This is a genomic window from Bradyrhizobium sp. CCBAU 45384 (genome assembly GCF_028128665.1).
GTDB classification, from domain to species: Bacteria; Pseudomonadota; Alphaproteobacteria; order Rhizobiales; family Xanthobacteraceae; genus Bradyrhizobium; species Bradyrhizobium manausense.
The window spans coordinates 1-24,669 of the sequence record NZ_LBIZ01000090.1; the positions used below are offsets into that span (position 1 = coordinate 1).

Sequence of the window (24,669 nt, forward strand, 5' to 3'; positions counted from 1 at the left end):
GCGCCTCCCGGCTCCGCCAACATTCCCTTGACGGTGGGGGCGATCGCCTTCGGCATCACGGTCATCGCGGCGCTGGCAGCCGTTACGGCCCGGGAAACCTATCGGGTCCGCATTGACGATCTCGGTAATCCCAAAGCCGTTCCGATCGCGCGGGCCGACTATGATCGGCAGCGGACGGAGGCAACGAGCGGTGCTGCCGCCGCCCGGACCTGACCGAGAGAGGCCGCGCCGCTGCGATCGATGGCGCTCGCAGCGACGCAGCTTCACGGTAACCGTCTGTCGATTGACGTTTCATGCGCGCGAGCGCGATCACGAGGTTGCAGGATGAACCCCGCTGTCAATGCCGTTGCGATCACCCGTTCCGTTGCGCGCAAGGAGGACAATGCCGCGATCCGATCTCGACGACCGAGCAGACCGTGTCGACGCACGATGCCTTCGAGGCCGGCGCTACGCTTACGCATATCGCATGTCCGCAACGACGAGACGCGCTTATTCAATCCCGCGCGTTTCGCCCTGGTGCAGCAGGGGATTGTGAAACACTGTGCGGGAATGAGTGCCATAGCACAGGCTCCAATTGCATGACGTGCCTCGACCGCACTCGACTCGGGCAGCCCGAATTGGTCATTACCTCGCCTAATGTGCTTGACGCAAGGGTTGCGCGTCGCTTGCACCATCATCGGTTACTCTCCAAGGGACAGTCGCGATGAGAAATCTCTATTCGCTAGCACACCTGACGGCTCTGGGACTCGCTCCACCTCAGCTGATCGACGCAGCAAGCGAGGCTGGTTACGAATATGTGGGCTTGCGGCTCAACCGTACGACACCAGAGGAACCATTGTACGATCTGGTCAATGATCGAATGCTTATGAGAGAAACCAAGGCGAGCCTCGCAAGGTCCGGAATAAAGGTTTGGGACATCGAGGCGGCGCGAATGGATCCCTCACGTGATCACTTGCACTATCGGGCGTTTCTCGAAGCCGGCGCTGAACTCGGAGCCCGGCACGTCCTGACCCAGTTGCCCGATCCCGAAAAAAGTCGCGCAGTTGACCGGTTCGGGGCGTTATGTGACATGGCCCAGCCACTCAATCTCAATGTCAGTCTTGAGTTTGTCTCGTGGACGGAGACACCGGGTCTGGTCGAGGCCGCTCGCATCGTGCGCGAGGTTAATCGCCCTAACGCCAGCATCCTGCTGGACGTGCTGCACTTTGACCGGTCTTGCTCCGATCTGACTTTCCTAAGGGCGCTCCCGCCCGGATGGTTCAAATGGATTCAGGTTTGCGACGCTCCAGCAGATCATCCACCTGGCCCAGCAGAAGCGATCTACACGGCACGGTGTGAACGACTTATTCCCGGTGAAGGCGGAATAGACATAAAGAGCATCCTAGCTTGTCTACCGGAAGGCATCGTCTATTCGCTTGAGATACCCAACGATCCGTCCGTAAGGAAGGTCGGATTTCGTGGATATGTCCGCCGGGCGTTAAATGAAACCAAGCTACATCTGGAAGCCAATCGGTTGTCCAACCGTCAGTTCGACCAACCTGCAAGACGATAGTGCAAGTCTCGCTGCCGAGATCAACCATATTGCCGGATCGCAATCGGACGCGAACTGCCCACGAGCTTCTCCCACGTGCGCATCATGACATTGGCAAGGGCACCACGGTTCCTCAGCAACTCGAAGTGACCGTCAGGGCAGTAGAGAGTGCAACACATGCGCCATAAACGGATGCTCGAGTGTGACGTGCTGGTGCTTGGCTCCGGTGCAGGCGGCTTGGCGGCGGCGGTGACGGCCGCAACGTATGGCCTGACCGTGATCGTAGCGGAGAAGGAGGACGTCTTCGGCGGTACAAGCGCATGGTCGGGAGGCTGGATGTGGATCCCTCGCAATTCGCTGGCCATGCGGGCAGGCATCCGGGAGGAGATCGATGCGCCCCTCACGTACCTGAAAAGCGAATTGGGAGCGCAATTCGACGCCGCCAAGGCAAATACGCTGCTCGAACGTGGCCCTGAAATGCTCGACTTCTTCGAACGTCACACCTCGCTTCGGTTCATCGATGGCAACCGTATTCCGGATTTCCATACCACGCCTGGTGCGGCGACAGGGGGGCGTTCAGTCTGTGCCATGCCGTTCGACGCGCGTGAACTTGGCCCATTGATCGACAAGCTGCGTGAGCCGCTCTCAGTCATTACGATCAAGGGCATGGGGATTGCGGCGGGGCAAGACATCGCGCACTTTTACCGAGCGACGCGCTCGCCGAGCTCTGCCCTCTACGTAGGCCGTCGACTGCTTGCATTTGCCTGGCACAAGCTTCGGTACGGACGTTCGATGCACCTCGTCAACGGCAATGCGTTGGTGGCCCGGCTGCTGAAATCGGCGGATAATCGCGGGGTCGACCTGCGCACGCAAGCCCGCGGTGTTGCCCTGCTGAGGGATGGCCGCCGCGTGACCGGAGCAACCGTAATCGTCGCCGGTAGCGAGTATGAGGTGTATGCGAGGCGCGGTGTTGTGCTCGCCTGCGGTGGCTATCCACATGACGTAGAAAGAAGGGCGGGGACGTTCGCCTATACCCCATCTGGGCTTGACCATTGGTCTGCGGCCCCACGCACAAACACCGGAGACGGCATACGTCTTGGGGAGTCCGTCGGCGGTCGCTTCAACAACACTCTTGACGCTCCCGCCGCATGGACACCCGTCTCGTTGGTTCCTCAACGTGGAAGCAGCGCGGATATCGTCTTTCCGCATTTGATCGATCGGGCAAAGCCTGGCGTGATTGCGGTGACGCGCGCCGGCAGACGTTTTGTTAATGAAGCCGATTCATATCGGGACTTCATCTGCGCACTGCTGGCCGCCACGCGCGACGGCGACGAGGTCTGCGCCTGGCTGATCTGCGATCATCGTTTTCAGCGGCGATACGGCTTGGGCTTCTCTAAGCCATTTCCGTTTCCGGTCGGCCCATATCGGCGCTCGGGATATCTCGTACAGGCGGCTACCCTGGATGAACTGGCGACAAAATGCGACATCGACCCGCAGGCGTTGAAGAGCACGGTGGAAACCTACAACGCGCACGCCAGGGAAGGCACCGATCCGCTATTCCATAGGGGCTCGACACCGTATAATCGAGCGCTGGGCGATGCCGAACATCAGCCGAACCCGTGTCTTGCGCCGATCGAAAAGGGGCCGTTTTACGCGGTCAAATTGTTGCCCGGCAGCCTTGGCACGTTCGCCGGATTGGCGACCGACACCGACGCGCGGGTGCTAGACGAGAATAACTGCGCCATTCCTGGGCTCTACGCAGTAGGGAACGACAGCGCCAGCATGATGGGTGGCTTCTATCCGAGCGGCGGGATAACGCTCGGTCCGGCAATGACGTTTGGATATCTCGCCGGCGTTGCGCTCTCCAAGACGAAGGTGACGCCGCAGGGCGATTGCACCGCTGAAGAACACTCGTCCGCCCATAGCCCGGCTTGATATGACTCTCTGATGGAAAGGCCAAGCATGAAGAACAATGTTATCACTTCCCGCCAGCTGAACATGCCGAAGCTCGGCTTGGGAACTTGGCCTATGGTAGGCGAGGACTGCACGCGAGCCGTGCTTCAGGCCCTCGACATTGGATACCGTCACGTGGATACCGCGGCGGCCTACGAGAACGAAGATGCGGTAGGTCGCGCGCTCGCCGAAACCGACGTGCCCCGCGAACTTATCCACGTGACGAGCAAGGTCTGGTGGGACAAGTTGGCCCCCACGGACATGCGCCGGTCATTTGACAATACGCTCCGCGCGCTGCGGAGCGAGTACGTGGATCTGTTTCTGATTCACTGGCCAGCAAAGGACTGGGACTTGCCGCGCACGATCGAGACGCTAGTCGCGCTCAAAGAGCAGGGGCGGGCGCGCAACATCGGCGTCGCCAACTTTCCCCTGCCATTGCTGCGCCAGGTTGTTGAGGGGATGGGTGCTCCGTTGGCGGCGATACAGGTCGAGTATCACGTCACATTGGGCCAGAGACACTTGCTCCAGTTCGCCCGTGAACACGACATGGCGTTGACGGCTTATAGCCCACTCATGCGCAGCAAAGCGCCCCAGATGCCGGCACTCGTTCGAATCGCCGAGAAGCACGGGGTGCTTCCGACCCAGGTGGCACTCAAATGGCTGGTCGATCAACCGAATGTTGCCGCCATTCCCAAAGCCAGCAGCAAGGCCAACCAGTCGAGCAACTTGGCATCCCTCAAGGTGCAACTCGACGATGAGGATCGCGCATTGATCGCTTCCTTGCCGAAAGACCAGCGGGTGGTTAGTCCGGAGTACGCACCGCAATGGGATCCGCCGGAATGATCTGGATCGCAAGCGGCTGCCGGCAGCGATCTGGCGGTTGGTTAAAATGAATTTGGGATTCGTTTATGCGCTAATCGCGTTCACGATCTGGGGTCTTTTCCCATTCTATTTCAGGCTGCTGGCTGCCATCCCGCCTCTCGAAGTGCTTGCGCACCGGATGGTATGGTCGCTGGTGTTCGTAGCCGTTGCGGTTGCGGTCCGCCGCGACGGCCGTTGGTTCGTCGCTGCGCTTCGCCAGCCTGCCAATTTAGTGCGGTTCGGAGCCTGCGCCGCACTGCTGTCGGCGAATTGGGGCCTCTATATCTGGGCGGTTAACACCGGCCGGATCGTCGAGGCGAGCCTCGGATATTTCATCAACCCGCTCGTCAGCGTACTATTCGGGCTTGCGTTTTTGCACGAGCGTTTGCGGGGCCTGCAGTGGGGCGCGATAGCCATCGCAGCTGCGGGCGTCCTGTGGCTGACATGGGAAAATAGCACGCTGCCATGGATCAGCCTCGTGCTCGCAGTCACGTTCGGCGCATACGGACTGTTGCGTAAAACCGCGAAGCTCGGCTCCCTCGAGGGACTTGCGCTGGAGATAACGCTGCTTTTTCCTGCCGCGTTTTTCTATCTGCTGTGGCTCGCGGCGCACGGCGATAGTCATTTCGGCAGTGTGCATGTCGGCATGCAGCTGCTGCTGGCCGCAGCCGGTCCCGTGACGGCAGTACCACTGTTGCTGTTTGCGGCGGGAGTTCGCCTTATCCCGTTGTCAACCCTGGGGATCATGCAATACGTAACGCCCACGCTGCAATTGCTACTTGGCGTATTTGCCTATGACGAGCCATTCGGTCACGTGCAACTCGTCGGTTATGGCGCCATTTGGATAGCGCTTGCGGTGTTCTCGGTCGAAAGTCTCTGGTGGCGCGAAGCGAAGTAGGAGACCGTAAGGGTAAGCATGGATACCTGCATAGCGCAAATCAAGCAAGCATTCGGGCTTCCAAAACCCGCGATCAAGGTTGATTCCTTGCACGATCGAGATCAGCCGCCAAGCTGCGTGATCCATGCTAACTAAACATTTGCGCATCATCAACAAAACAAGTGCGCTACTAATTGGCGGCTCGGGAATCGTCTCAGTCGCAAGGGGTATGAGTTTAACGTTTCTCGCAGTCAAGCTGCAGGAAGACTTTATGCTCACTCCAGCCTCCGTAGGTGCCGTTCTTGGCATTGGCCCCTTTGTCGCTGCCTTCGCCACTCCATTTGTAGGCAACCTCTCCGATGTTTTGGGACGGAAGCGACTTCTCGTCACAGTCTTGGCGTTGATAACGTCGTCCCTCGCGACTATTTCAGTAACGCAATCTGTCGCGATATTTGTGGCGGCACAAGCGGTCGGTTCAGTTTCGTCTTTCGTCTTTGAACCCCTGTCTAGAGCTGCTCTCAGTGATGCATCTTCACAAGAACACCGACTCCAACTCTTTTCCTGGCGTTACCTTGCTATCAATGTTGGATGGGGTATCGGGCCGCTGGTTGCTCTTCTTTTGGGGCCCGCGACCGCTCTTCTGTTTATCGTCTCCAGCATTATTTATGCTGTTGTGACAGTCGCTTTCACCTTGATCATTCCTTCCGATCGCTTTTCGGACGATGAGCGACGATCTCATACGGCTCCTCCGATGTTGATCGCATTTCGCAATGCTAGGCGAGATGCGCGATTGCTCCTCTATGCCATGGGAGGTCTTCTCATACTTGCTGTGCACGGCCAATGGACTGTCACCCTATCCCAATACATGAACGGATCTATCAAGGGCGGCCTCGAAATTTTCTCGTTCATGGTCACGACCAACGCTGCCGTCGTTTTGCTCGCAAATCGACCGGCTAAGGTCGCGATCCAGTATTTGGGAGAGATTCGTTCCCTCATGATTGGTGTGTTTTTCTTCGCTCTTGGAACGTTAGGATTTGCGCTCTCAGATTCCGCGCTGAGCTTTATTGTCTCGATGGCTATATTCAGTCTCGGGGAGGTCCTTGTTGTGCCTTCCGAGTTCGTTGCTGTGGACCGTCTTTGCAACATTGAAAACAGGGGAACATATTTTGGTGTCCATTCAATGTCGTCTATGGGTAACTTCGTTGGACCGTTTGCGGCTGGCTACTTGTTAGGCCAAGCAGGTGGGAGCTTCATGTTCGGCTTCTTGGCCCTCTTGGTCATATCGGGCGGGCTGTTGTACCTTATTGGATCAACGCCGTGTACAAAGCTGCCGTATCTCTGGTCACGCAACGAACACTGACCAGGTTTGTCCCGATAGTGGCGACACGGCATCAACTAGATACGCGTACCGATCAGTGAAAGGGACGGGTAGCATTCTGTTCAGTCCTGAAGATGAATTAGCATGACGGATCTACAACGGAACTGGCACCGCCGAATCGTACAGCTACGCGATGTGCACGCGCATTACCTCCGTGCACTCGTCCATTCCCACCAAGGAGTTCAAAGCGTGCCCTATGACATAACCCCAATGATCGACAAGTATCCGGCGGCGCTGCGGATACTACATTGGGTGCGTGCCCTGCTGGTCCTTGGCCTTATGGCGGCTGGCTTGGCTATGACCGAGCTCGATGATGCCGTCACGGCCAAGTTCAACCTGCTTTATCCCTGGCACAAGGCGTTCGGCCTGCTGGTAACCCTGATTGTCCTTGCGCAACTTGCGATCCGCGCAATATCGCGCCTGCCCGGACCGGCACCCCTCCCCACCCAAGAGAGACTGCTCTCGCAGGCCGTGCACGCCCTGATGTACGCGCTGCTCCTGATTGTCCCATCAATGGGCTACGCAATGTCTAGCTCTTATGCTGACAGCGATGGAGTGTTCTTCGCCCCGCGAGAGGCGGGTGACCTTGACCTGCCGGCGGCGATCAAAGTCGATGACGCGGCTACCGAGATGCGCGAAAATTGAGAGATTGAAATAGCGCTCGAGGTAGGCGCGAGCGACGAAGCGTCCGAACAGGCCGGACAATGCGACCTTGACTTCGCGCGCTTGTCCGAGCGGCTCCTTGAAGATGAACGGCGTTCCCACGCCTGTAGGCGCCAGCAATGCGTCAAGAATGGACCAAGCTCCATAGGCGGCGCCGGGAGTCTGCAGCACCTCCCGAACGCCGGCGTCCTCGATGTCCGAGACTTCCAGGTCGACGGTAGGACCGGTGACGGGATTAGCGGCGGCTGGTTCAAAGGTGTGAAGGAAAGTCCTCGTCATAGCGCCAGCGCCCGTTTGAGATCGTCGTGCTCGAATGCGCTGGCCATGCGGTTGATCTCGGCCGAGCGGGCTCCGACCGCCTTGGCTGCATCGCGCCAGGTTGCGGTCACGGTCGCGACCTCTTTGATGATGGTGCGGGCCTGCGGTAGCGTGAGCGCGAAAAACTCCGACGCGGCCTCCAGCAGATCGACCGAGCACGTGCCCTCGTCGAGATCGATGTTCGTGGTCAGCACGCGCGCCTTGAGATCGGTCGGAACGGGATTGAGGTCGTATGCCGGCGAGAGGGACCAACCCGCCTTTCCGAACCACAGGAAGCCGTGATTACGCAGGTGATCGTCGACATTGGAGATGAGCACGTTGAAGACGACACGCCGATAAAGGGCGTGGGCGTCCGTTTTCCCTTGGGCGCCGTGCTCGGCAAGGGCGTCGACGATCTCCGGATAGCTGCCGCGCTCGCCATCCTTGGCGCCCATCATCGCCATCGCGGACAAGAACGGGATGCGGATGGCGCCCTCACGGTCGAAACGTCGCGACAGCATGACCGCCTTACCGGCGACGTCGATCAGTTCGTGGTCGGGAGTGGCGATACCGGCCTGGCCGGCCAGCCGCAACGCGATCTCTTCCCAGGTCTCCATGCTGTAGTCGTCGGTCTCCTTCGGGAATTTCGCGATGGAGAGGCGACCATGTTGGTCGATGACCGACGCCTTTGGACGTGCGCCGCCGAGGGAGGAACCGGGAGCAAAGATGAGTTGAAGGTCCTGATCTGTTTCTTCGTCTCGGAGGATGCGCTCGGTGATCTGGAGCAGCCGTCCAAGCTCGATCAGGGCTGGAACGCCAGCCCTGATCGGTGCCTGGAAAACCTCTTCGCCGACCCAGCGGAAGCGGAGTGCGCCAAGCCGGGTCTCGTCGGCGACGCCAAGCAGGTAGTCGCTTTCGGCCAGGGTGCGAACAGCCCGACCTTCGCGTTCGGCCAGACGCCGCTCTGCGCGCTGCATGAGCCGACGGCCCCAGGTGTCGGGCGCCGAGTCGCCTATAGAGCCGAAGGTCGCCAGTCCGGCTGGAGGAGCGAATGCGCCATGCGTCAGTGCAAGCGCTGGCTCCAGCGAAAAGCGGTCCGGGTCGTCAAGCCATGCACCGTCGTACTCAAAGAGGATGGTCTCCGCGCCTCGGACGCGGTTGCTCCTCGCCAATCCGATCGGGCGTGTGCGGCCGTCCAGATCAATATGCACCTCGAAGTCAGCCATCGCGGGACGATCCGGTTGGCCGCTTGAGATGGACGTGCTTCGGTAGGTCGGCGCTGGCCAATGCCTGCCCGACGCTGTCGTTGCTGATGTCGGCGACCTGGCTCAAGCCGTCTAGCAGACCGAGTGCCTGCAAGACGCCGGCATAGATGCCGATGCTGACGTTGGTGTCGCCAGCTTCGACCCTTTGCAATGTCGACCGGGACGTGAAGGCGCGCTCGGCAACGACCGCCATCGGCAGCCGTCGGCGTCGACGGGCGTCATGGATGTCCGCCCCAAGCTTGCGCAGCGCACGCCGCACCGAAGCAGGAGGGTTGTGTGGAGTGGGCATTTTGGCACCTTCGCACTACAAATTGGCCGAATATGTAGCACGAAGTTTACAATTTTTCTAGAGCCCCTTGAGCAGGCGATCTCAGTAGGGAGCGGAGGTTCGATCTTACCGCTGTCGTGACGGCTTCGACCGGGATCCTCCGGACGTCGGCGATCGCGGCGACCGTCAGCGGGCTCGGTCGGACGTCCGTCAAGCTGAGTGAAGGGGCCGTCTGTCTCGGTGAGTATCCGATCGATCAGGTGCCCTTCAAGGGAGGCCTCGGGAGCATGGCGGGGGTAAAGATGCACCAGCCGCCTTGCTCGGTGATGCGGTGCTTGGCGCCAATCGCCGAAAGAGTACGGGGAAGCGGAACAGTCAGCTTATAAGCGTCGATGAGGGCAGCGCAACCCGCCGGGGCGCCGCTTTGGGGAGCCCCCGATCGCGAAAAACGTTCACCCGGCCTGAAGCATGAATTTCCCTCACAAAGCGCTCACCTAGTTGAGTTTCAATCTTACCTTGTGAAAAATAATCCCTGGACGACGTTTTCGTGAAAAATGTTGACCACCTACCAAGCGCCTGAACAAGACTGCCGGGCTAACCTACAGAGCGCCTGTCTTGTTAACCTTGCCATAGCGCGGTGCACGCCTTTCGGCGTGCACCCCTAGTCCCGATCCCGTGCCCTGGTTGCATTTGCCGCTAACGCTACCTTCCTCTCGCAGTACGCGACGTTAACGAGCAATGCGCTCAGGCCACCTGCCGAGACTGCTCCCCACTGTCTCCAACGGTAAGGAAGTGATCACCGGACAGCGTCACGCCCGTCTTGACCGCATCCGTAGTGATATTCCCATTGAGCAGGATCATATCCGTGTAACTCTTCCGGCCTTTCCATATCTGGAGCAGTTGCTCGATAGCGTCGAACGACTTGCGGATGCGACTGTCCTCGATGTCAGCGCGGGCGAGGCCGAGCACATTCCAGTTGCGGATCGTTACGCGATTGCAAAACTCGACGAACTCCGGCTGCTCAAGCCCATGGTTGGCCAACTGCGAGCGCGACAAAGCGAGCAGTTTTGCATCGTCAGGGGCCATGCCTGGGAAGATCAGTCTGTTGAGCCGGATGACATGATCCGTCGACTGCTTCGCGAATTCGCCCGTCAGAAGAAGCTTTCCGAGGCTTAGTTTCATTTCAGTGAGCCGGCCGTTTCCGAGGCTCGCCGCACCGGCCACCTGGATCATCGACAAAGCGGGCCAGCACACCTCCTGATATTTCGGCGAAAGTTCGCGATAGGAAGCGAGAACAGCCTGCAGCGGCACGGCGCCATTGCCAACATGCTCGACAATGTCGTGATTGCGAATGCAGAACACGGTTGCCGCCCTTTCTTCAGGCGTCGCGCAAATTCTGTCGAGGATCGGCTGCACGAGAAACGCCGCATCGTACGAATCCAACCCATATCGGCGCCGATACAGCTTTCCGTAATCGTGAAACGATGCCGAAAGCATAACTAGCTTTCGCAAGCGCTCGTCCGCGGTCAATCTCTCTCGGATGCTATTCACATAGTCTTGAAGGTCGCACACGAAGGTTTCCTTGAAGAACATCGAGCGCGACAGAAGCCAGTTCCAGTCACCCGCGGCCAACCTGTCGATGCCGAGCATCATGAGCCTGTTATGATCGCCGTAGGACTGTTGGAGACCATTCGGATAACGGTTTCGGTGATTCTTCCTCGGTATGAGATTCATCAGGAACAGCAAGCTGTTGCCTTCGAGATTGCTGAAGGTCGTGGTCGCGGCGTAGCCTGGATCCGAAAGACGCGGTTCGAACTCGGCGAGGGTATCGAGATTTCCGGACTTGAGGATGAAGTCCGCAAGCCAAGGCGGGTTTTCGTTTTCAAACACCACGCCTGGTCCATTCAGCATAGAAGAAAGAGAGAAGATCTTGTCCATATGCATGGGTAGTCGCCTTTGGGGTTGAGCGGTGGGCAGAAGAGAGAGTGAGTACAAGAGTGCAGGGGTACAGACCGCCGTGCATCCGGGCGCTGGTTTCTTCATGGGCCGGGCTGGCCCTCCCACAACGTTGGCACAGCGCCGGAGACTGGCTGCATCGAATGGCGATCGGTCATTGCTGCGGACCGTCGTGGGACGTGTCGAGCAAACCGCGCCGTTCGAATTCGTGTTGAAGCGCCGCGGGCGAGATGCAGTGAATCGCATCAAACCCTAGCGCGGCGGCAGCGTCCACGTTCTCTTTGGTGTCGTCAACAAAGACAGAGGTGTTCGGTTCGACACCGTAACGCTCGCCGAGAATGTGGAAGAATCGGCGATCCGGCTTTCGGATTCCAACCTCTCCCGATATCAGCACGCCGGAAAACATGCCGAGGAACGGTAGTCGATCTCTCGAAAGTTCGAACGTGTCGGCCGACCAGTTGCTAAGGGCATAAAGCGGCACGTCCCGTTGATGCAGACGCCCGAGGAGCGAGACGGTTTCAGCAATCGGTCCGCGCAGCATGTCGCGCCATCGCGCGCGGAAGGCCTCAATGAGATGTCGGTGCTCTGGATACCGAGCGATGAGAATCTCGTTGCCCTCAACCCATGGACGACCCAAATCCTGCTCAAGTATCCAGTCTCTTGAGCAACATTCCCGCAAGAACCACTCACGTTCTTCGTGATCCGGAATGAGCTGCTGATACAGATATCGAGGATCCCAATCGACCAGCACCCCTCCGAGATCGAACACGATCGATCTGATCTTGGGCGATCCAATTCCGCTTGAGACAAGCATTTTGCTTCCCTTTAGTCTGATTCAAGAGCGGTTGAGCGCTTGCGAGATCGAGCCGTCGCGGCGTCGGGCGCCGCCTCCGCGAACGCAAAGCTGAACGAACCAAATGCGTCGGTGTTGGGGCGCCTAAGCAGATAGGCTCCTCGCCGGGATCCGACGATGACGAGTTCATCGGCACCCTCCCTAGCAACCCGCAGCGCGCGCCCTGTGTCGAGCAGACCGAAGGCGGCCTCGATCACCAGCTTGCGAAGAACCTCTTGGTCGCCGCAGCCGGCCGGGACGCGTTCGCCCGCGACGCCGATGAGCGTAAAACGAGGCGGCGAGAACCGCACACCATCGAGTATTTGGAGGAGAGGCTCGGTATCGTAGAAGGGCAGATGCGCCGATGCCTCGTTCAACCGAAGAACCGCGCCTCGCCGCAGAACACTGGGAAATCTTTCGCAAACAGCCTCGCGTACGAGCAGAACCGGCTTTTCTTCCCCGCCGATAAGGGTCGTATGAAGGCCGCGCCGGTCCTTGAGATACACGCGTCTTTCAAAGGCATGTTTGCGGATCGTCTCTGCGATAAATGTCTCGACATCCTCATCCCGATCTCCTTCCAGCCGCACCTGAGCGAGGCGCACTTTGCACGCCGAAGCCGCGTAGCACTCGCGATTCCTGTCATGAAACGGCAGCAGCTCACGCAGATAGGTCGACGGGGACACGACGCCGGAAAAGAGCAGCGCTGGCGCCACTCCCGACGAATAGAATGCAAGACACGTCGGGCTGACGCCGGAGCTCCGCTCGAAACAATAAGCCGCCGCAGCATAAATGCCGGTCTCGAAGGCCCGCTTGTCCGCTCGCGACGATTTAAAGCTATTTAATTCGTCAAACAGATCCACATCCAGGATGTCGCGATAACCGTCCAACAGCTCTGCGACTGCAGGAATATCTCGGCTTTCACTTATCAGCTGCGCTCGCGCGTGGGCATCGGCGGGGAAGTAGGCGCCTTCTTCACTAACAGTTAGACGCGTAAAATACAGACACGGCCGCCTCGCCACACCAACATCCGAAGGCATTCATCTGTCCTTACAACCATCGCGCCAGCTCGATACAACTTAAAATGGCATCGCGCCCCTCGAGAGTCAAGCCATCAAACCACAACCTTAAGTGAAGACCAAGAATGGAAGCACGGCGAAAGTTGGATTTCTCATTCGATGCGACTGAGTGTCGTGCGCCCATCGAATGAAGCTCCAACCCTCCAGACTACGATAACATTTCGCGCGAACTACGGAGACGACTCTCCCGGCGTAGAATCATTCTAGTCACGTGAACATAAAGAAAGCTCCCCACATAAGGTCTGCTGGGCTTTGTGGCAGGAGCGTTTGACGGAAGCCAAGATCTGGTCTGCGGACTTGGTCCATTCGAAGGGCTTCGGGTTGTTGTTGCACAGTTCGATAAAGGTATAGGCCCGAATACCACATCAGAAGCGAAGGGCCCGCCGCTTTCCGGACCCGGCAAGATGCAGAATTGCAGGTTGAGCGACAGTTTATGTCGAGCAACTATACCCTCTCCACCGAATTCGCGAGAAATTCCGACAATCGACAAATTGCGACAAGAAATTCCGACCTGTAGCTCACCCCCGTAGTTGGTCGTAGGCAGCGCATCCCGTCGCGCCTGCATCGCAAACTGGGGTACATGATGCAATCGAAAGACACCGAAACCCTCGCTGGCGCGCCGGTCGTTCCGCTGCGTCCGGAATCCCACTATCCCATCCGAAGCCTCTGGTGGCTCGGAAAAGAGCGATGCATTGCGGATTTAGGTGCCCCGGATCCCGCAACCTGCCAGATGTTCTGCTCCGCAACGTCGACGAGTGCCGTCGGCCATGGGCAACGCCGCGGCGGCCCAGGGCAGTGATAGCAAATTGAACGACTTGGCGGCGATCCGGATCCGCGGCGACCGCAACGACGTCTTCCGGACCAGGCAAAGTTCGTTGAATCTGCATTTGCCATGGCTCGACGATCAGTGGGCGTCTGGCTGTCGCAACCTTCGGCGCCGACAAGGCGTCAATCAGTGCGCCGAATGACAGAAGTAGATTTAGCTGTGGCGCAGACTGTACGCTGCCCCTCGCGGTCGAGCTTGAGGCTGGTCTCGTCAAGAATGGTATTGAACAACTCGTGGCGGGATTTCGGGAAGGCGAGTTCGTCGGGCTTTGGCTTCCGCCGTGCCAGCACGCGCTTAAAGGGACGCACGGCACCCGGCATGCTCTTGCAGAAGCCGACGCCGCGCTTGCCACGAACGTCGATTTCTAGGACCGTTTCCTTGCTGCAGTCATCGTCCACGATAGCAACGTCGCGGAATCGAATGCGCTTGGATTCATCTGGGCGCAGTCCGGTATTGACCATGAAGAGCACGTAATCGTGCAAATCCTCGTAGTCGTTCTTGTACTTCGAGTGTAAGATTTTGACCACTGATTATGTTCATCGTGAGTTCTTCAGCCTCTTGTGGAGCCGGGATGTGGCACGGTGGTCGTAGGTCGGAGATATCCGTTCCCACCGCTTTCGTCTGGCGGTGCCTTGGTGGTTCCACCAGGACTTCGTTTCCACATCCCGCTCGTAGGAAGGTGCGCAATCGCTATCGAGAATCAATCACCACGATGCGGAATAGTGAGACCAACTGCCGCACAAATCGCGCGTTCAGTCGAGAGCAGCAGCAGCCGGTAGCCATCCTCCTCGTAAAGGGGGTACTGGCCAACTTCGTAACACTCACGCACATACTTTAACGCCGCGGCCGCTCCATTGAGGCTTCCTGGCACGGCGCCGGCGAGCTGACGCGAGGCCTTCATCTCAGCCCGACCGAGTGCGCCTTCGGCCTCGCAAAGGCCAGCCAATCTGGCTTCAAGCTCGGCTCGCCTAGGAGCAGGCGCACACCGCAGCTCGCGCTCGACGGCATCCTGCTCGGCGAGCAGGTGCCCCAGCTCCTCGAAGGCCCTACGGTGGCTTTCGATGGCATCGAGGATTGGGTCGGGCGCGGTCGGAACGGAAACGCTTTCAGCCCGTGAAGCGCTGACGACCCCGGCCAGGATGGCGGCGCCGCCGGTGACGAACTGCCGGCGCCGAACGGCCGGGCAGCGAGGAAAGATCGAACGACTCGTGGTATAGGCAGTCTCAGCCTGAGACATGGCTTTCTCCATGTTGAGGGTTAGGCTCGTGCAGGTGTTCGCGCACCTGTGCGGGCCGCTTGCCTGGCCCGTGGCCAGTGCTGCGAATCGAATCACGGCCGGTCCGTCGCGTCAATGGATAAGCGCCGCTTTCACCGCAGGCAGCACGCGTGGCAGATGCACCCGGAAATCTCTGGCTGGGATTTCAACCGAGCAAATGCGCGACTTCGCAGGAGGGTCGGGCGCGGGTCTCGGCTTTCTTCCGTCTCGGAGCGCGCCAGCGCCATTTCGGCGATTCGTAGTGTACTCGCTATGTGGAACGGCCCTGCATGGCATCGTCGTCGACGTGATAGATCATCGCGCCAGAGCAAATTTAGATTGCAGCCGCCATCGCGCTTGGAAGCGAGAGGTCGGTTCAAGTGCGGCGGATGGAAGCAGAGCAGGGACGGGAAGTATGCCGCTCGGCCAATACAATCAAGGTGAGACCATCCCGTCGTCGAATGCCGCTGCTTATTTCGGCTTCGATCTCAATCGGTAAGCAGCCCAGTGCGTTGAAAAATGCGATTTCGATGGTCATGGCCAACTTCAGGACGATTTCAATTTACAACCTAAAGACGTATCGCTCTTTCCAGGCTGAAACAACAGCCTCGGACAACAGTCAAAGCCGCTAAAGAAGCCGGGGGCGGCCTCTTGGCCCATCGCGGCGCGCTCCGTCCGGCGCGTCATGTCGCAATGAGGAGTAAACGGACGCCGCTCTGACCCGGCCAAACCGTCGCTATTAACCCATAGCAGACTTCGCCGCGCTCAATCCTTGCTCATTTCATTGAGCAGAGACAATGTCTTCTGAAGAGGTTTTCTCCAGTGAGCGCAATACGTCGGGCGGCCGCCGATCAGCCTGGACCAAGAATCGACCCATGGCATCGATGGCGAGCTCGTATCCGTTCGCGCCAAAGCCAATCAGGATACCAGTCACGGCGCGTGATATCAGGGAGTTGTGGTAGATGTTCTCACGCGTATGAACGTTTGAGATATGCAGCTCGATCTTTGGACCGTCGAACATCTTCAGCGCGTCCAGCAGCGCGACCGAGGTGAAGGTATAGCCGGCCGGATTGACGATGATACCCGCGGCCTCTTGGCGCGCCTGATGTATGCTCTCAACCAGTTCGCCTTCGAAATTGGTCTGACGGAAGTCGATCTCGTAGCCAAACGGCTTGGCGCGGGCGATGCAGCGCTCGCAAATTTCGGCGAGCGTGGTTCGCCCGTAGATTTCGGGTTCGCGCTGGCCAAGGAGGTTGAGATTGGGTCCGTTCAGAACGAAGATTTTCTTCATATTTTCCCTCACTCGGGCGACTTCTAATGGACGAGAAGTTGGCCTAGAAAGGCCTGCGTCCGCTTGTGTGTGGGTGCCGAAAAGAACTGTTCGGGAGATGCCTCTTCGACGATTTCACCGTCGGCCATGAAGACCACTCGGTCGGCCACCGCCCGTGCGAAGCCCATCTCGTGGGTGACGCAGACCATGGTCATGCCGCCCGAGGCAAGGCTGACCATGGTGTCGAGCACCTCCTTGACCATTTCCGGGTCGAGCGCAGAAGTCGGCTCGTCGAACAGCATGATTTTTGGGTTCATGCACAGCGCGCGGGCGATCGCCACGCGCTGCTGCTGGCCGCCGGACAACTGCGCCGGGTACTTCTGCGCGTGGTCGCCGATTTTGACGCGAGCGAGCAGGCGTTTCGCTGTTGCCCGCGCCTCATCCCGGGATACGCCCCGGACCTTCATCGGTGCAAGCATGCAGTTTTCGAGCACGGTCATGTGCGGAAAGAGATTGAATTGCTGGAACACCATGCCGACTTCCATCCGCACCGCGTCGACGTTCTTGCGTCCGGCCGTTAGATCGATGCCATCGACGATGATCGTGCCGCTCTGAACGGTCTCCAACTGGTTGATGCAACGCACGAGGGTCGACTTTCCGGAACCGGACGGTCCGCACAGCACGATGCGCTCGCCGTTTCCAACTGTGAAGTTGATGTTCTTCAGCGCGTGAAATCCGCCAAAGTACTTGTTGACGCCATCCATCGCGATGGCGGTTTGGGAATCGACGGTGGGCGGCATGGAGCGTCCTGCTTATTGCACGGTAAAGGGAACGCCCTCGATCCTGGTCGGGAAATCGGGCAGCGGCTGGTCGATCCACTTCTTGTTGATCGCAGCCAGTTCACCGCTAGCCCGGATTTCGTCGATCAGGGTGTTTAGCCTGACGTTCAGATCCCTCTGGCCGGGTTTGGTCGCAATACCCATCCACTGCTCGTTGAAAACCAGCTTCTGCTCGAACTCATTGTTGGGGAATATCTTGTTGATGTTGATCATGTAGGTGGTGTTTGCTCCGATGGCCTGTACCTGCCCCGTAATTAGGGCCTGGATGACGGCCGAGTCATCGTCGAAGCGGCGAATGTCGGCGGACTTGGGCAGGCCGCTGGTAATGGCAATATCCTGCGCCCCGCCGCGCACGACACCGATGCGAAGAGCGGCTGCGTCTTGGAGCTTGTCGATCGTCTGGCCCTTCTTGGCAAGCAGAATGATCTTCATGCCGGCATAAGGCTCGGTGAACTGCACCACCTTGGCGCGCTCCGGATACATGCCCATGGTCGCAAGCAGCATATCGACCTTACCGGTCATGACCTGCGCGATACGCGCGGCGACGGTCGTGCCGACGAACTCCGCCTTGACGCCCATCTTCTTGGCGAGCAGCTCGCCGACGTCCACATCATAGCCCGCAGGATTGCCCGACGCATCTAGGAAGCCCCACGGCGGCAACTCCGACAGCACACCGATCCTGACTACGCCACGCTGCTTGATTTCCGCGATCGTCTGAGCGACTGTCCGCTGTGGGGACAGGGCCTCCAAGCCGAGCGCGACGAGCGCTACCCCACAAACAATCGCGCGACGACAAAAATATTTCGATATCACGTTTCCTCCTTGGTTCATTTGGCTTATTGGCTTCTCACTGGCGAGAGGCGACGTTCCATCGCCTGTCCCAGCCGCGACAGCGGCCAGCAGACGAAAAAATAGATCAGGCCGACAATCGCATAAATCAGCAGCGGCCGGTACGTGATGTTGGAGAGCAGCGTTCCGGTCCGGGACAGCTCGGTGAATCCGATGATCGCCGCCAGCGACGTGCCCTTGATAAGCTGAACCAGAAAGCCGATGGTCGCCGGCAGCGAAATCTTAAGAGCTTGCGGCAGGATGATGTAGCGCATCCGGAACCAGTAATGAATGCCGAGAGCCTTTGCGGCTTCGGTCTGGCCGCGGGGGATGGATTCGACCGATCCACGCCAGATCTCGCCAAGAACGGCGCTCGCGTGAAGCATGAATGCAATCGACACCGCGATCCACGGATTCACCGAGATGTTGAGCAGCCCGATGCCGTAGTAAACGATGAACAATTGCAGTAGCAGCGGGGTGCCGCGGAATACCTCGATGAAGGCGGCGGCGAACCGCTCCAGCGCCCTCAAACCGCACGTTCGGCATAGCGCCACGGCGAGTCCACCGAACCCTCCAAACAGGAAAGCGACTGTCGACAAGGCCAGCGTCCACAGGGTACCTACCAGCAACAGATGAAACTGTGCGGGCCCAAGTGAGGTGATCATGGCTGATCTCGCGTACGCGCCTCTTACCGTGCCGGATATGCAAAACTGATGCGCCCGATCAGCGTAAACAACTTCGAGAGCGCAAAGGACATCACCAGGTAGAGCACGGCGATCGTGAAGTAGATTTCGAAGCTGCGGAAGGTCACCGCCTCGAGCTCCGCTCCTACGTGCGTCAGCTCGGCAGCTGTGATGGACGAGGCGATACTCGATGTCAGCATCAGAAAGATGAACTGGCTCGTCATCGCCGGATACACGATGCGCAGCGCCGGCTTGAGAACCACGTAACGGAAGATCTGCGTCCGCCTGAGACCGAGCGCGAGCCCAGCCTCGATCTGACCGCGCGATACCGCCTCCACCCCGGCGCGCAGGATCTCAATTGTATAGGCGGCGCCGTTCAAGCTGAGCGCGATGATCGCCGCTACATTTGGATCGAGCCGCACGCCGATGCTGGGCAGCCCGAAGTAGAGAAAGAAGATTTGCACGAGAAACGGCGTGTTGCGCACGATCTCGACGAATGTCCCGATGAGCCAAGTGCTGATGATTTCCCGCATCTGCAGCACCAGCACGGCGGCGACTGCGATCGCGAGCGTAACTGGCATCGCGAGCAACGACAGTTGCAGCGTCAGCAGGCAGCCCTTCAGCAGTTCGCGCCAATGCGCGGCAATAGCCGTGAAATCAAAGACGTATGTCACGCCGTCCTCCGGTAATCCGCCTATTCGATCGTGGATCTGTTCGCCGAAGAAACCGGCTCATAGGATATCGCCGGTGTGCTCGCGTAAACGCCAGCCTTCTGGTTCGTCTAATCGCAATCGAGTAGGGTGCTCCAAACTCTTGATCTGGCGGGCCGCATTCTTCCTCGCTTCGAAGCTTGTGAGAAACGAGACAATGGATACGACAACACATGTCGCGGAGGCTCGCTGGTGACCCGCAGCTCCGGTTCGCTATCGCAGCCGCCATACCGGCAAGCCGCCGAGTTGCTGTCTGTTCAACACTCGATCCTGAGTCGGTCTATTCGTCAGTTTGAGAGGATCGGCGTCACCGCATTCGATGCGCAAAGGAGCGTTTGCGATACTGCAGACTGTTTCGATTAGCAGACGTACCGCTCGTCCTTCCCAAGCGATTTGATCGATCGGGGCTTCCCAGTACTCCGATACAAGATATGCCAAGTGGCGGGCCTTGACGCCCAAGCCTGCTATCGTTTGCGCCGGGGTCTCCATGATCGCTCTTTCGATAGGATCGAGGCAGGCTAGCAGTGCTTCGTCCTCCATCGTGCAATAGCCGTCGGAAAGCTCAAGATCCCCAGCTTTGCGTTCGAGTTCTGCTGCCAGGGCGAGGAATCGCCTCTCAAGAACCAAAAGAGCTACGTCTGACGACGTATCGCCATTCGGGTAAATGCTCCCAAGATGCTCGCCCATCAAAATGAACCCCCCAATTCACGAAAACCGTCTGAAATAGACGATTATCGTTTAAAATCGCGGGTGTCAACGCTTTTCGTGGCTGTTAGACGCAAAACGTGTCTCATGAAATGGCGGATGGATGACTCCCGATCAATCTCGGGCAGCCCGTGGACTGCTCGACTGGTCTCAGGCCGAATTGGCTGCTCGGTCCAATTTGAGCGAGAGCACTATTCGTGACTTCGAAAAAGGCCGCAGGATCCCTTCAATAAATAACTTGGCGGCGGTCAGACGTGCTTTGGAGGCCGCAGGGGTTGAATTCATCGACGGCGACCACCCCGGAGTCCGATTGACGCGCTAACGACAAATGCGGCGAGTGGCTGAATTCGCAACGATCGCCCGATGCGGGCGATGTTCACTAGCTGCGACCTATCTCCCGCTTCAAGAAGTACAAGTTCATCTCCGCGTTCTATGCAGGTTCGAGAGCGCATAGTTCGGACTTGTTAAATCCGAGTCCGTCACCGCTAGGCGCGCGCTTGTCTGTCGATCTCCTGGTCCTACCTTGAAGTCCCACTCTGAAGCGAGGCAATTCGCAATGTCGTCAATGGTCGAGCGGCGTGCTATCGCCCTTCTTCAGTCGCTGTGTCAGTGATGGTGTTGCACTTGGCTTCACCAGCTTCGCTTTTCCAAGCAGTTCGTCCAGCGCGGCGGGATTCAAAGCTCCCAGAACGATATGTCCAAGAGAAGAGGCCTGAGAACCTTGCACGGCGAAGATCGCTCAAAGTGAGGAGGAAGGCGTTGGCTGATCAATACGTTGCCCGCCCACCGGAAAGATAAAACACCGCTCCGGTCGAAAATGAGCATTCATCGGAGGCGAGCCAGGCGACCAGCGCAGCGACTTCCTGACCAGATCGGTGGCAATCATGGCAGGTGCGATGGCGTTGACGCGAAATTCGGTAGCGGCTAGCTCCTTGCCGAGAGATTTCGTCAGCGCGATCACGCCGGCCTTTGCCGCGGCATCGCCGGCCATGCTGGCATTGCCTTCCTTGCCGGCTATCGAAGCCAGGTTGACGACGCGGCCACCGTTTTGCCGTCGCATCGGCGTGATGGCGGCCTTGCAGCAGAGGAAGGTGCTGGTCAGGTTCACGTCAAGAACACGCCGCCGATCGGCGAGGCTGTACCGCTCGATATCGACCGTGGGTCCGGTGATTCCGGGCATTGAAATGTCGATGCGGCCGTGTCGCGCAAGGAGGCGCGCCATCGTCTCGTCGACGGTGGTCTCGTCGGTGAGATCGATCCGTTCATCGGCGTCATCCGCGACATCTCAGACGAGCACTTTGGCGCCGCCGGCTGCAAGCCGTTCGCGAACCGCCCGGCCGATGCCGCCGCAGCCGCCAGAAATGACGGTGACGCGACCTGTGAAATCCAGACCACTCATGCGCTCGCCTTTCCCTCCGCCGCGCGCGCGACGATTCTGCGTGCAGCGACGAGTGCCCGTCGTCCCCACTCCTCTGCGCCGAGCTTGGGGAGCCATTCGTGGTTCGGAATCTCGATGCTGAACGGGAGGTCGCCCGGTAGCGCTCGCAGGATTCCGGGAAGATCGATGCCGCCATCGCCTGGGAGGAGCCGCGCGCACCGCGCGGTGTGGACCAATTCATCATCGCTGGCCGGAATGCCTGCGGGCGCATCGCAGAGCTGGGCATAGCTTAGCAATTGCCGCGGCAAGTTCGCGATGTCATCGAGCGTTGTCGTGGAGCGCGCGGCATGCAATGCGTCGACCAGCACACGGCCGTTCGGCTCACCGGCGTTCGTTACGATTCGCAGCGCTGCCCGTGCGTTCTTGACGGCGGTCCACGGCATGAACTCGAGATCGGCGGTGAGGCCGTAAGGCGCCGCAGTCCGACAGAATGCCGCGAACGACTCCGTCAGGCGTGCCTCGTCGGGATCGTCGCCGGCGACAAGGATCGCGCTCGCCTTCAATCTGCCCGCTGTTTCGACGAACCGGGCGAAGTGATCAGGTGTGAAATCCGCGTTCAGCCGCGCGATTTCAACGTCGAACACCGTCACGCCGGTGTCGTCGATGCGGCGAAGGACTTCGCGCAGCATGGCGCCATCAGTCGCCAGCGGCGAGAAATCGCCCCCAGGTGCGGCGGGAGCGATACGAACCCCGATCGCCTGGTAGCTGAGCTTTGCGGCGAGCACCAGCGCGTCGGGTGGGGCCATCGGTGCCGAGGTCAGATAGGCGAGCGAATAGATATGCGGCATGTCCGTCGCCTCAGGCCAGCGGAGAGATTGCGGTCGGCAGCGCAATGATCGAGCGCATGTTGCCGGTCAGCCAGTCTGGGCCGCCCTTCGGCGGCCAGATGCCCTTGGCAACTGACTCGGCGCGCAGCGTGGTGCGTGCATCCAAGCTAGCGAACGGCCAGATATGGGTAAAGCGCGGGGGCCCGTCGAGCGCATACATAACGATCGAGAGCGGCGACAGCTTGCCGCGCTCGGGCATAGCCGCGTCCCAAGCCGCGATCGTCGGTGGAACACCGCCGTGCCTCAGTCGATAGGTGCGGATCTCGTAAACGCTGCCGTACTTGCCCGGCATGACCGGCGGCAGGAACGGAAAAGGCGCATAGGTATCGAAGCTCATCTCGGTGATGGCCTCGCCGGCCCCGAAGGGATTTGTGGTACGAAGCGTGCGCTCGCGCTCGGCGCGCCATGCTTCGTGATCCCTGAACGAGCGCAGCACTAGGAGCTGGTTGAGCTCACCGATCTCGCTGGCCCAGCAGCCGAGCAGCGTGCCGTTGGCGTCCGATGCGCCGACGTAGTCGCCAATGCCGGCCACGGCCTTGGCCGCGTGGCCGAGTTTCACCGTCAGTGTTGCGATCTCATAAAGCATGTTCTTCTCCTTGCGGTCAGGCGGCCGCCGACCGGTTGTTCGCGAGTGGAATTCCACCGACATGATGGGCTGCGACGTAGCCGAAGGTCATCGCCGGTCCCAGCGTGATGCCGCCTGACGGGTAGCGGCCGGCCATAATGCTGGCCATGTCGTTGCCGACGGCGTAGAGACCTTCGATCGGCTTCGCCTGCCCATCGAGCACCCGGGCGTGTTCGTCGGTGTTGAGGCCTGCGAAGGTTCCGAGGCTGCCGGCCACGATCTTGACCGCATAGAACGGGCCGGATGCGATCGGTGCGACGCACGGGTTCGGCAGATGCGCTGCGTCGCCCTGCACGCGATTGTAGGGCGTGTCGCCGCGCCCGAAGGCAGGGTCTTCGCCACGCGCTGCGAAGTGATTGTAGCGCTCGATCGTCGCTGCGAGCCCGTCGGCGGAAATCCCGCAGGCCTGCGCAAGCGCCGCAATGCTCGCGCCTTGTTTCAGGTAGCCGTTGCGAATCCAGGGCGAGACCGGGAAGGGCGGGGGACGCACGCGGCCAAGACCGTAACGCTTGAGGAATTTTGCATCGCAGATCGCCCAGGCCTCGGCCGGCAGGGCTTTCGGCGTGGCCGCAAACAGCGCCTTCATCACGTCGTGATAGGAGTCCGCCTCGTTGGCAAAGCGTGTCCCGTCGCTGCGCACCATGATCAGCCCGGGCTTGGCGCGCTCGATCAGATGCGGGAAGTGACCGAACGAGCCGTCGCGATGCGGGACCAGCGACACGGGCGCCCAGGCCCCTGCATCGGAGAGGCCGGTCCGCAGCAGCCCGCCCACAGCTTCGCCGAGGCGGATGCCGTCGCCGGTATTGCTCGGCGGCGCTGCCGACCAGTGCTCGTTGCCACTCGGGGCATGGGCGAACAGCGCAGCCTTCCGTTGCGTGTCATGCGGAAAGCCGCCGCAGGCGAGCACGACACCGCGGCGGGCCCGAATCTCGAGCGTCGCGCCGTCATGCTCAGCCCGGGCGCCGATGACGCGGGCTCCCTCGCGTAAGAGCGATTGCGCCGGCGTCGCCGGCATGATGCGGACGCCGAGGCTATCTGCAGATTTCAGCAGTCGGGCGACCAGGGCATTGCCGTTGACGAGATGCATGCCGCGACCGAAGCGCAGCAAGTCGAGCATGTGCATCGCAAGCCGGCGGGCGACGTGGAAGAACGACGTCGGAGACGAACGTGCGTTGAGGAAGTGCCTGAGATCGGCACCTGAGGCGATGCCCATTCCGAACGGGGCCACTTCATCCAGAGGCGGCTTGAGATCACGAACGCGGGGGCCGAGCTCGCGGCCGTCGATCGGCGCCGCGCAGACCGAGCGGCCGCCCGTCACCGCGCCCGGACTCCTGCCGTGAAAATCCGGAATCTGATTGCCGTCGATGAAGGCCAGATGAGTCTCGCTCTGAAAGAACTCGACCATGCGCGGACCCTGCTCGAGGAACATCTCGACCCGCCTCGGGTCATAGCCATCCGCGAGTTCGTGCCGCAAATAGAGTCTCGGCTGCTCGGGAGGCTCGACGATGCCGGCGGCTTTCGCCAGCGGATTGCCCGGGATCCACATCCAGCCGCCGGACCAGGCCGTGGTCCCGCCAAGCTGCGCCTCTTTTTCGATCACGATGACGTCGAGACCGAGCGCCGCGCCTGTGACCGCCGTCGCCAGGCCGCCAGCGCCCGAGCCGATGACGAGCAGATCGCAGTCGAGTTTGTGATCACCTGTCATA

24 protein-coding genes and 3 pseudogenes are annotated in these 24,669 nt (G+C 59.7%); 8 read left to right on the top strand and 19 right to left on the bottom strand.

Annotation, left to right across the window (positions count from 1 at the left end; translation table 11 throughout):
* The 7 genes and pseudogenes from XH80_RS07100 to XH80_RS07135 form a co-directional block, all read left to right on the top strand.
* Positions 1-213, top strand: a pseudogene (locus tag XH80_RS07100) (MFS transporter); the annotation flags it as partial.
* Between the two features lie 490 nt (positions 214-703).
* Positions 704-1,552, top strand: a complete 849-nt coding sequence (locus XH80_RS07110; protein WP_271597960.1) for a sugar phosphate isomerase/epimerase family protein — start codon at positions 704-706, stop codon at positions 1,550-1,552.
* 156 nt (positions 1,553-1,708) lie between these two features.
* Positions 1,709-3,466: an FAD-dependent oxidoreductase gene (locus tag XH80_RS07115; protein WP_271597961.1), complete on the top strand. Its 1,758-nt coding sequence runs from the start codon at positions 1,709-1,711 to the stop codon at positions 3,464-3,466.
* 27 nt (positions 3,467-3,493) lie between these two features.
* Positions 3,494-4,327, top strand: a complete 834-nt coding sequence (locus XH80_RS07120) for an aldo/keto reductase (protein WP_271597962.1) — start codon at positions 3,494-3,496, stop codon at positions 4,325-4,327.
* A 46-nt stretch (positions 4,328-4,373) separates the two neighbouring features.
* A complete protein-coding gene (gene rarD / locus XH80_RS07125; RefSeq protein WP_271597963.1) occupies positions 4,374-5,243 on the top strand; it encodes an EamA family transporter RarD in 870 nt (289 codons plus the stop codon).
* 139 nt (positions 5,244-5,382) lie between these two features.
* Positions 5,383-6,582, top strand: coding sequence for an MFS transporter (locus tag XH80_RS07130; protein WP_271597964.1), 1,200 nt, complete (start codon positions 5,383-5,385; stop codon positions 6,580-6,582).
* Between the two features lie 228 nt (positions 6,583-6,810).
* Positions 6,811-7,245: a cytochrome b gene (locus XH80_RS07135; protein ID WP_271597965.1), complete on the top strand. Its 435-nt coding sequence runs from the start codon at positions 6,811-6,813 to the stop codon at positions 7,243-7,245.
* Between the two features lie 293 nt (positions 7,246-7,538).
* Here the strand turns inward: XH80_RS07135 and XH80_RS07140 are convergent, their stop codons facing one another.
* The 14 genes and pseudogenes from XH80_RS07140 to XH80_RS07205 all read right to left on the bottom strand — a co-directional run bounded on the left by XH80_RS07140 (position 7,539) and on the right by XH80_RS07205 (position 20,055).
* Entirely contained in the window at positions 7,539-8,786 is a 1,248-nt protein-coding gene (locus XH80_RS07140) for a type II toxin-antitoxin system HipA family toxin (protein ID WP_271597966.1), read from the bottom strand.
* Positions 8,779-9,114 (bottom strand): helix-turn-helix domain-containing protein, encoded by a 336-nt coding sequence (locus XH80_RS07145; protein ID WP_271597967.1) that lies wholly within the window; start codon positions 9,112-9,114, stop codon positions 8,779-8,781. The genes XH80_RS07140 and XH80_RS07145 overlap by 8 nt, the downstream gene beginning before the upstream one ends.
* A 723-nt stretch (positions 9,115-9,837) precedes the next feature.
* The gene (locus XH80_RS07150) at positions 9,838-11,031 is read right to left on the bottom strand and encodes a hypothetical protein (RefSeq protein ID WP_271597968.1); all 1,194 of its coding nucleotides are present in this window, start codon (positions 11,029-11,031) and stop codon (positions 9,838-9,840) included.
* A gap of 172 nt (positions 11,032-11,203) precedes the next feature.
* A complete protein-coding gene (locus XH80_RS07155; protein WP_271597969.1) occupies positions 11,204-11,863 on the bottom strand; it encodes an HAD family hydrolase in 660 nt (219 codons plus the stop codon).
* Positions 11,864-11,874: 11 nt separating this feature from the next.
* Complete coding sequence (locus tag XH80_RS07160; RefSeq protein ID WP_271597970.1) at positions 11,875-12,918, bottom strand: hypothetical protein; 1,044 nt, start codon at positions 12,916-12,918, stop codon at positions 11,875-11,877.
* Positions 12,919-13,905: 987 nt separating this feature from the next.
* Complete coding sequence (locus tag XH80_RS07165) at positions 13,906-14,310, bottom strand: hypothetical protein (RefSeq protein WP_271597971.1); 405 nt, start codon at positions 14,308-14,310, stop codon at positions 13,906-13,908.
* Between the two features lie 173 nt (positions 14,311-14,483).
* The gene (locus XH80_RS07170) at positions 14,484-15,032 is read right to left on the bottom strand and encodes a hypothetical protein (RefSeq protein WP_271597972.1); all 549 of its coding nucleotides are present in this window, start codon (positions 15,030-15,032) and stop codon (positions 14,484-14,486) included.
* A 382-nt stretch (positions 15,033-15,414) separates the two neighbouring features.
* Positions 15,415-15,576, bottom strand: a complete 162-nt coding sequence (locus tag XH80_RS07175) for a hypothetical protein (protein ID WP_271597973.1) — start codon at positions 15,574-15,576, stop codon at positions 15,415-15,417.
* Positions 15,577-15,912: 336 nt separating this feature from the next.
* Positions 15,913-16,329: pseudogene (locus XH80_RS07180) on the bottom strand (type II 3-dehydroquinate dehydratase); the annotation flags it as partial.
* 23 nt (positions 16,330-16,352) lie between these two features.
* Positions 16,353-17,108 (bottom strand): amino acid ABC transporter ATP-binding protein, encoded by a 756-nt coding sequence (locus XH80_RS07185; protein WP_271597975.1) that lies wholly within the window; start codon positions 17,106-17,108, stop codon positions 16,353-16,355.
* Positions 17,109-17,120: 12 nt separating this feature from the next.
* A complete protein-coding gene (locus XH80_RS07190) occupies positions 17,121-17,960 on the bottom strand; it encodes a transporter substrate-binding domain-containing protein (protein WP_271597976.1) in 840 nt (279 codons plus the stop codon).
* 23 nt (positions 17,961-17,983) lie between these two features.
* Positions 17,984-18,640, bottom strand: coding sequence for an amino acid ABC transporter permease (locus XH80_RS07195; RefSeq protein WP_442869128.1), 657 nt, complete (start codon positions 18,638-18,640; stop codon positions 17,984-17,986).
* Between the two features lie 23 nt (positions 18,641-18,663).
* Entirely contained in the window at positions 18,664-19,332 is a 669-nt protein-coding gene (locus XH80_RS07200; protein ID WP_271597977.1) for an amino acid ABC transporter permease, read from the bottom strand.
* 249 nt (positions 19,333-19,581) lie between these two features.
* Positions 19,582-20,055 carry a hypothetical protein gene (locus XH80_RS07205; protein WP_271597978.1) on the bottom strand — a complete coding sequence of 158 codons (474 nt, stop codon included), beginning with the start codon at positions 20,053-20,055 and terminating at the stop codon, positions 19,582-19,584.
* A 121-nt stretch (positions 20,056-20,176) separates the two neighbouring features.
* On the opposite strand from XH80_RS07205, the gene XH80_RS07210 reads away from it, so the two are divergent.
* Complete coding sequence (locus XH80_RS07210) at positions 20,177-20,395, top strand: helix-turn-helix domain-containing protein (protein WP_271597979.1); 219 nt, start codon at positions 20,177-20,179, stop codon at positions 20,393-20,395.
* Between the two features lie 240 nt (positions 20,396-20,635).
* Here XH80_RS07210 and XH80_RS07215 read toward each other — a convergent pair whose 3' ends face one another.
* The 5 genes and pseudogenes from XH80_RS07215 to XH80_RS07235 all read right to left on the bottom strand — a co-directional run bounded on the left by XH80_RS07215 (position 20,636) and on the right by XH80_RS07235 (position 24,668).
* The gene (locus tag XH80_RS07215; RefSeq protein WP_271597980.1) at positions 20,636-20,800 is read right to left on the bottom strand and encodes a hypothetical protein; all 165 of its coding nucleotides are present in this window, start codon (positions 20,798-20,800) and stop codon (positions 20,636-20,638) included.
* Between the two features lie 40 nt (positions 20,801-20,840).
* Positions 20,841-21,472: pseudogene (locus XH80_RS07220) on the bottom strand (SDR family oxidoreductase).
* Positions 21,469-22,299 carry a sugar phosphate isomerase/epimerase family protein gene (locus XH80_RS07225; protein ID WP_271597981.1) on the bottom strand — a complete coding sequence of 277 codons (831 nt, stop codon included), beginning with the start codon at positions 22,297-22,299 and terminating at the stop codon, positions 21,469-21,471. Before XH80_RS07225 ends, XH80_RS07220 begins: the two are co-directional and overlap by 4 nt.
* Before the next feature lie 10 nt (positions 22,300-22,309).
* Entirely contained in the window at positions 22,310-22,924 is a 615-nt protein-coding gene (locus XH80_RS07230; protein ID WP_271597982.1) for an NIPSNAP family protein, read from the bottom strand.
* Between the two features lie 16 nt (positions 22,925-22,940).
* Positions 22,941-24,668, bottom strand: coding sequence for an FAD-dependent oxidoreductase (locus tag XH80_RS07235; RefSeq protein ID WP_271597983.1), 1,728 nt, complete (start codon positions 24,666-24,668; stop codon positions 22,941-22,943).
* Position 24,669 lies beyond the last annotated feature (1 nt).

What these genes read in the sequence shown, in the direction of transcription:
- XH80_RS07145 (WP_271597967.1), bottom strand. Translation starts at nt 9,114, where the DNA reads ATGCCCACTCCACACAACCCTCCTGCTTCGGTGCGGCGTGCGCTGCGC.
- XH80_RS07195 (WP_442869128.1), bottom strand. Translation starts at nt 18,640, where the DNA reads ATGATCACCTCACTTGGGCCCGCACAGTTTCATCTGTTGCTGGTAGGT.
- XH80_RS07235 (WP_271597983.1), bottom strand. Translation starts at nt 24,668, where the DNA reads ATGACAGGTGATCACAAACTCGACTGCGATCTGCTCGTCATCGGCTCG.
- XH80_RS07140 (WP_271597966.1), bottom strand. Translation starts at nt 8,786, where the DNA reads ATGGCTGACTTCGAGGTGCATATTGATCTGGACGGCCGCACACGCCCG.
- XH80_RS07205 (WP_271597978.1), bottom strand. Translation starts at nt 20,055, where the DNA reads ATGGGCGAGCATCTTGGGAGCATTTACCCGAATGGCGATACGTCGTCA.
- XH80_RS07160 (WP_271597970.1), bottom strand. Translation starts at nt 12,918, where the DNA reads ATGCCTTCGGATGTTGGTGTGGCGAGGCGGCCGTGTCTGTATTTTACG.
- XH80_RS07230 (WP_271597982.1), bottom strand. Translation starts at nt 22,924, where the DNA reads ATGCTTTATGAGATCGCAACACTGACGGTGAAACTCGGCCACGCGGCC.
- XH80_RS07115 (WP_271597961.1), top strand. Translation starts at nt 1,709, where the DNA reads ATGCGCCATAAACGGATGCTCGAGTGTGACGTGCTGGTGCTTGGCTCC.
- rarD (WP_271597963.1), top strand. Translation starts at nt 4,374, where the DNA reads ATGAATTTGGGATTCGTTTATGCGCTAATCGCGTTCACGATCTGGGGT.
- XH80_RS07150 (WP_271597968.1), bottom strand. Translation starts at nt 11,031, where the DNA reads ATGGACAAGATCTTCTCTCTTTCTTCTATGCTGAATGGACCAGGCGTG.
- XH80_RS07210 (WP_271597979.1), top strand. Translation starts at nt 20,177, where the DNA reads ATGACTCCCGATCAATCTCGGGCAGCCCGTGGACTGCTCGACTGGTCT.
- XH80_RS07225 (WP_271597981.1), bottom strand. Translation starts at nt 22,299, where the DNA reads ATGCCGCATATCTATTCGCTCGCCTATCTGACCTCGGCACCGATGGCC.
- XH80_RS07110 (WP_271597960.1), top strand. Translation starts at nt 704, where the DNA reads ATGAGAAATCTCTATTCGCTAGCACACCTGACGGCTCTGGGACTCGCT.
- XH80_RS07170 (WP_271597972.1), bottom strand. Translation starts at nt 15,032, where the DNA reads ATGGAGAAAGCCATGTCTCAGGCTGAGACTGCCTATACCACGAGTCGT.
- XH80_RS07155 (WP_271597969.1), bottom strand. Translation starts at nt 11,863, where the DNA reads ATGCTTGTCTCAAGCGGAATTGGATCGCCCAAGATCAGATCGATCGTG.
- XH80_RS07175 (WP_271597973.1), bottom strand. Translation starts at nt 15,576, where the DNA reads ATGACCATCGAAATCGCATTTTTCAACGCACTGGGCTGCTTACCGATT.
- XH80_RS07120 (WP_271597962.1), top strand. Translation starts at nt 3,494, where the DNA reads ATGAAGAACAATGTTATCACTTCCCGCCAGCTGAACATGCCGAAGCTC.
- XH80_RS07135 (WP_271597965.1), top strand. Translation starts at nt 6,811, where the DNA reads ATGATCGACAAGTATCCGGCGGCGCTGCGGATACTACATTGGGTGCGT.
- XH80_RS07185 (WP_271597975.1), bottom strand. Translation starts at nt 17,108, where the DNA reads ATGCCGCCCACCGTCGATTCCCAAACCGCCATCGCGATGGATGGCGTC.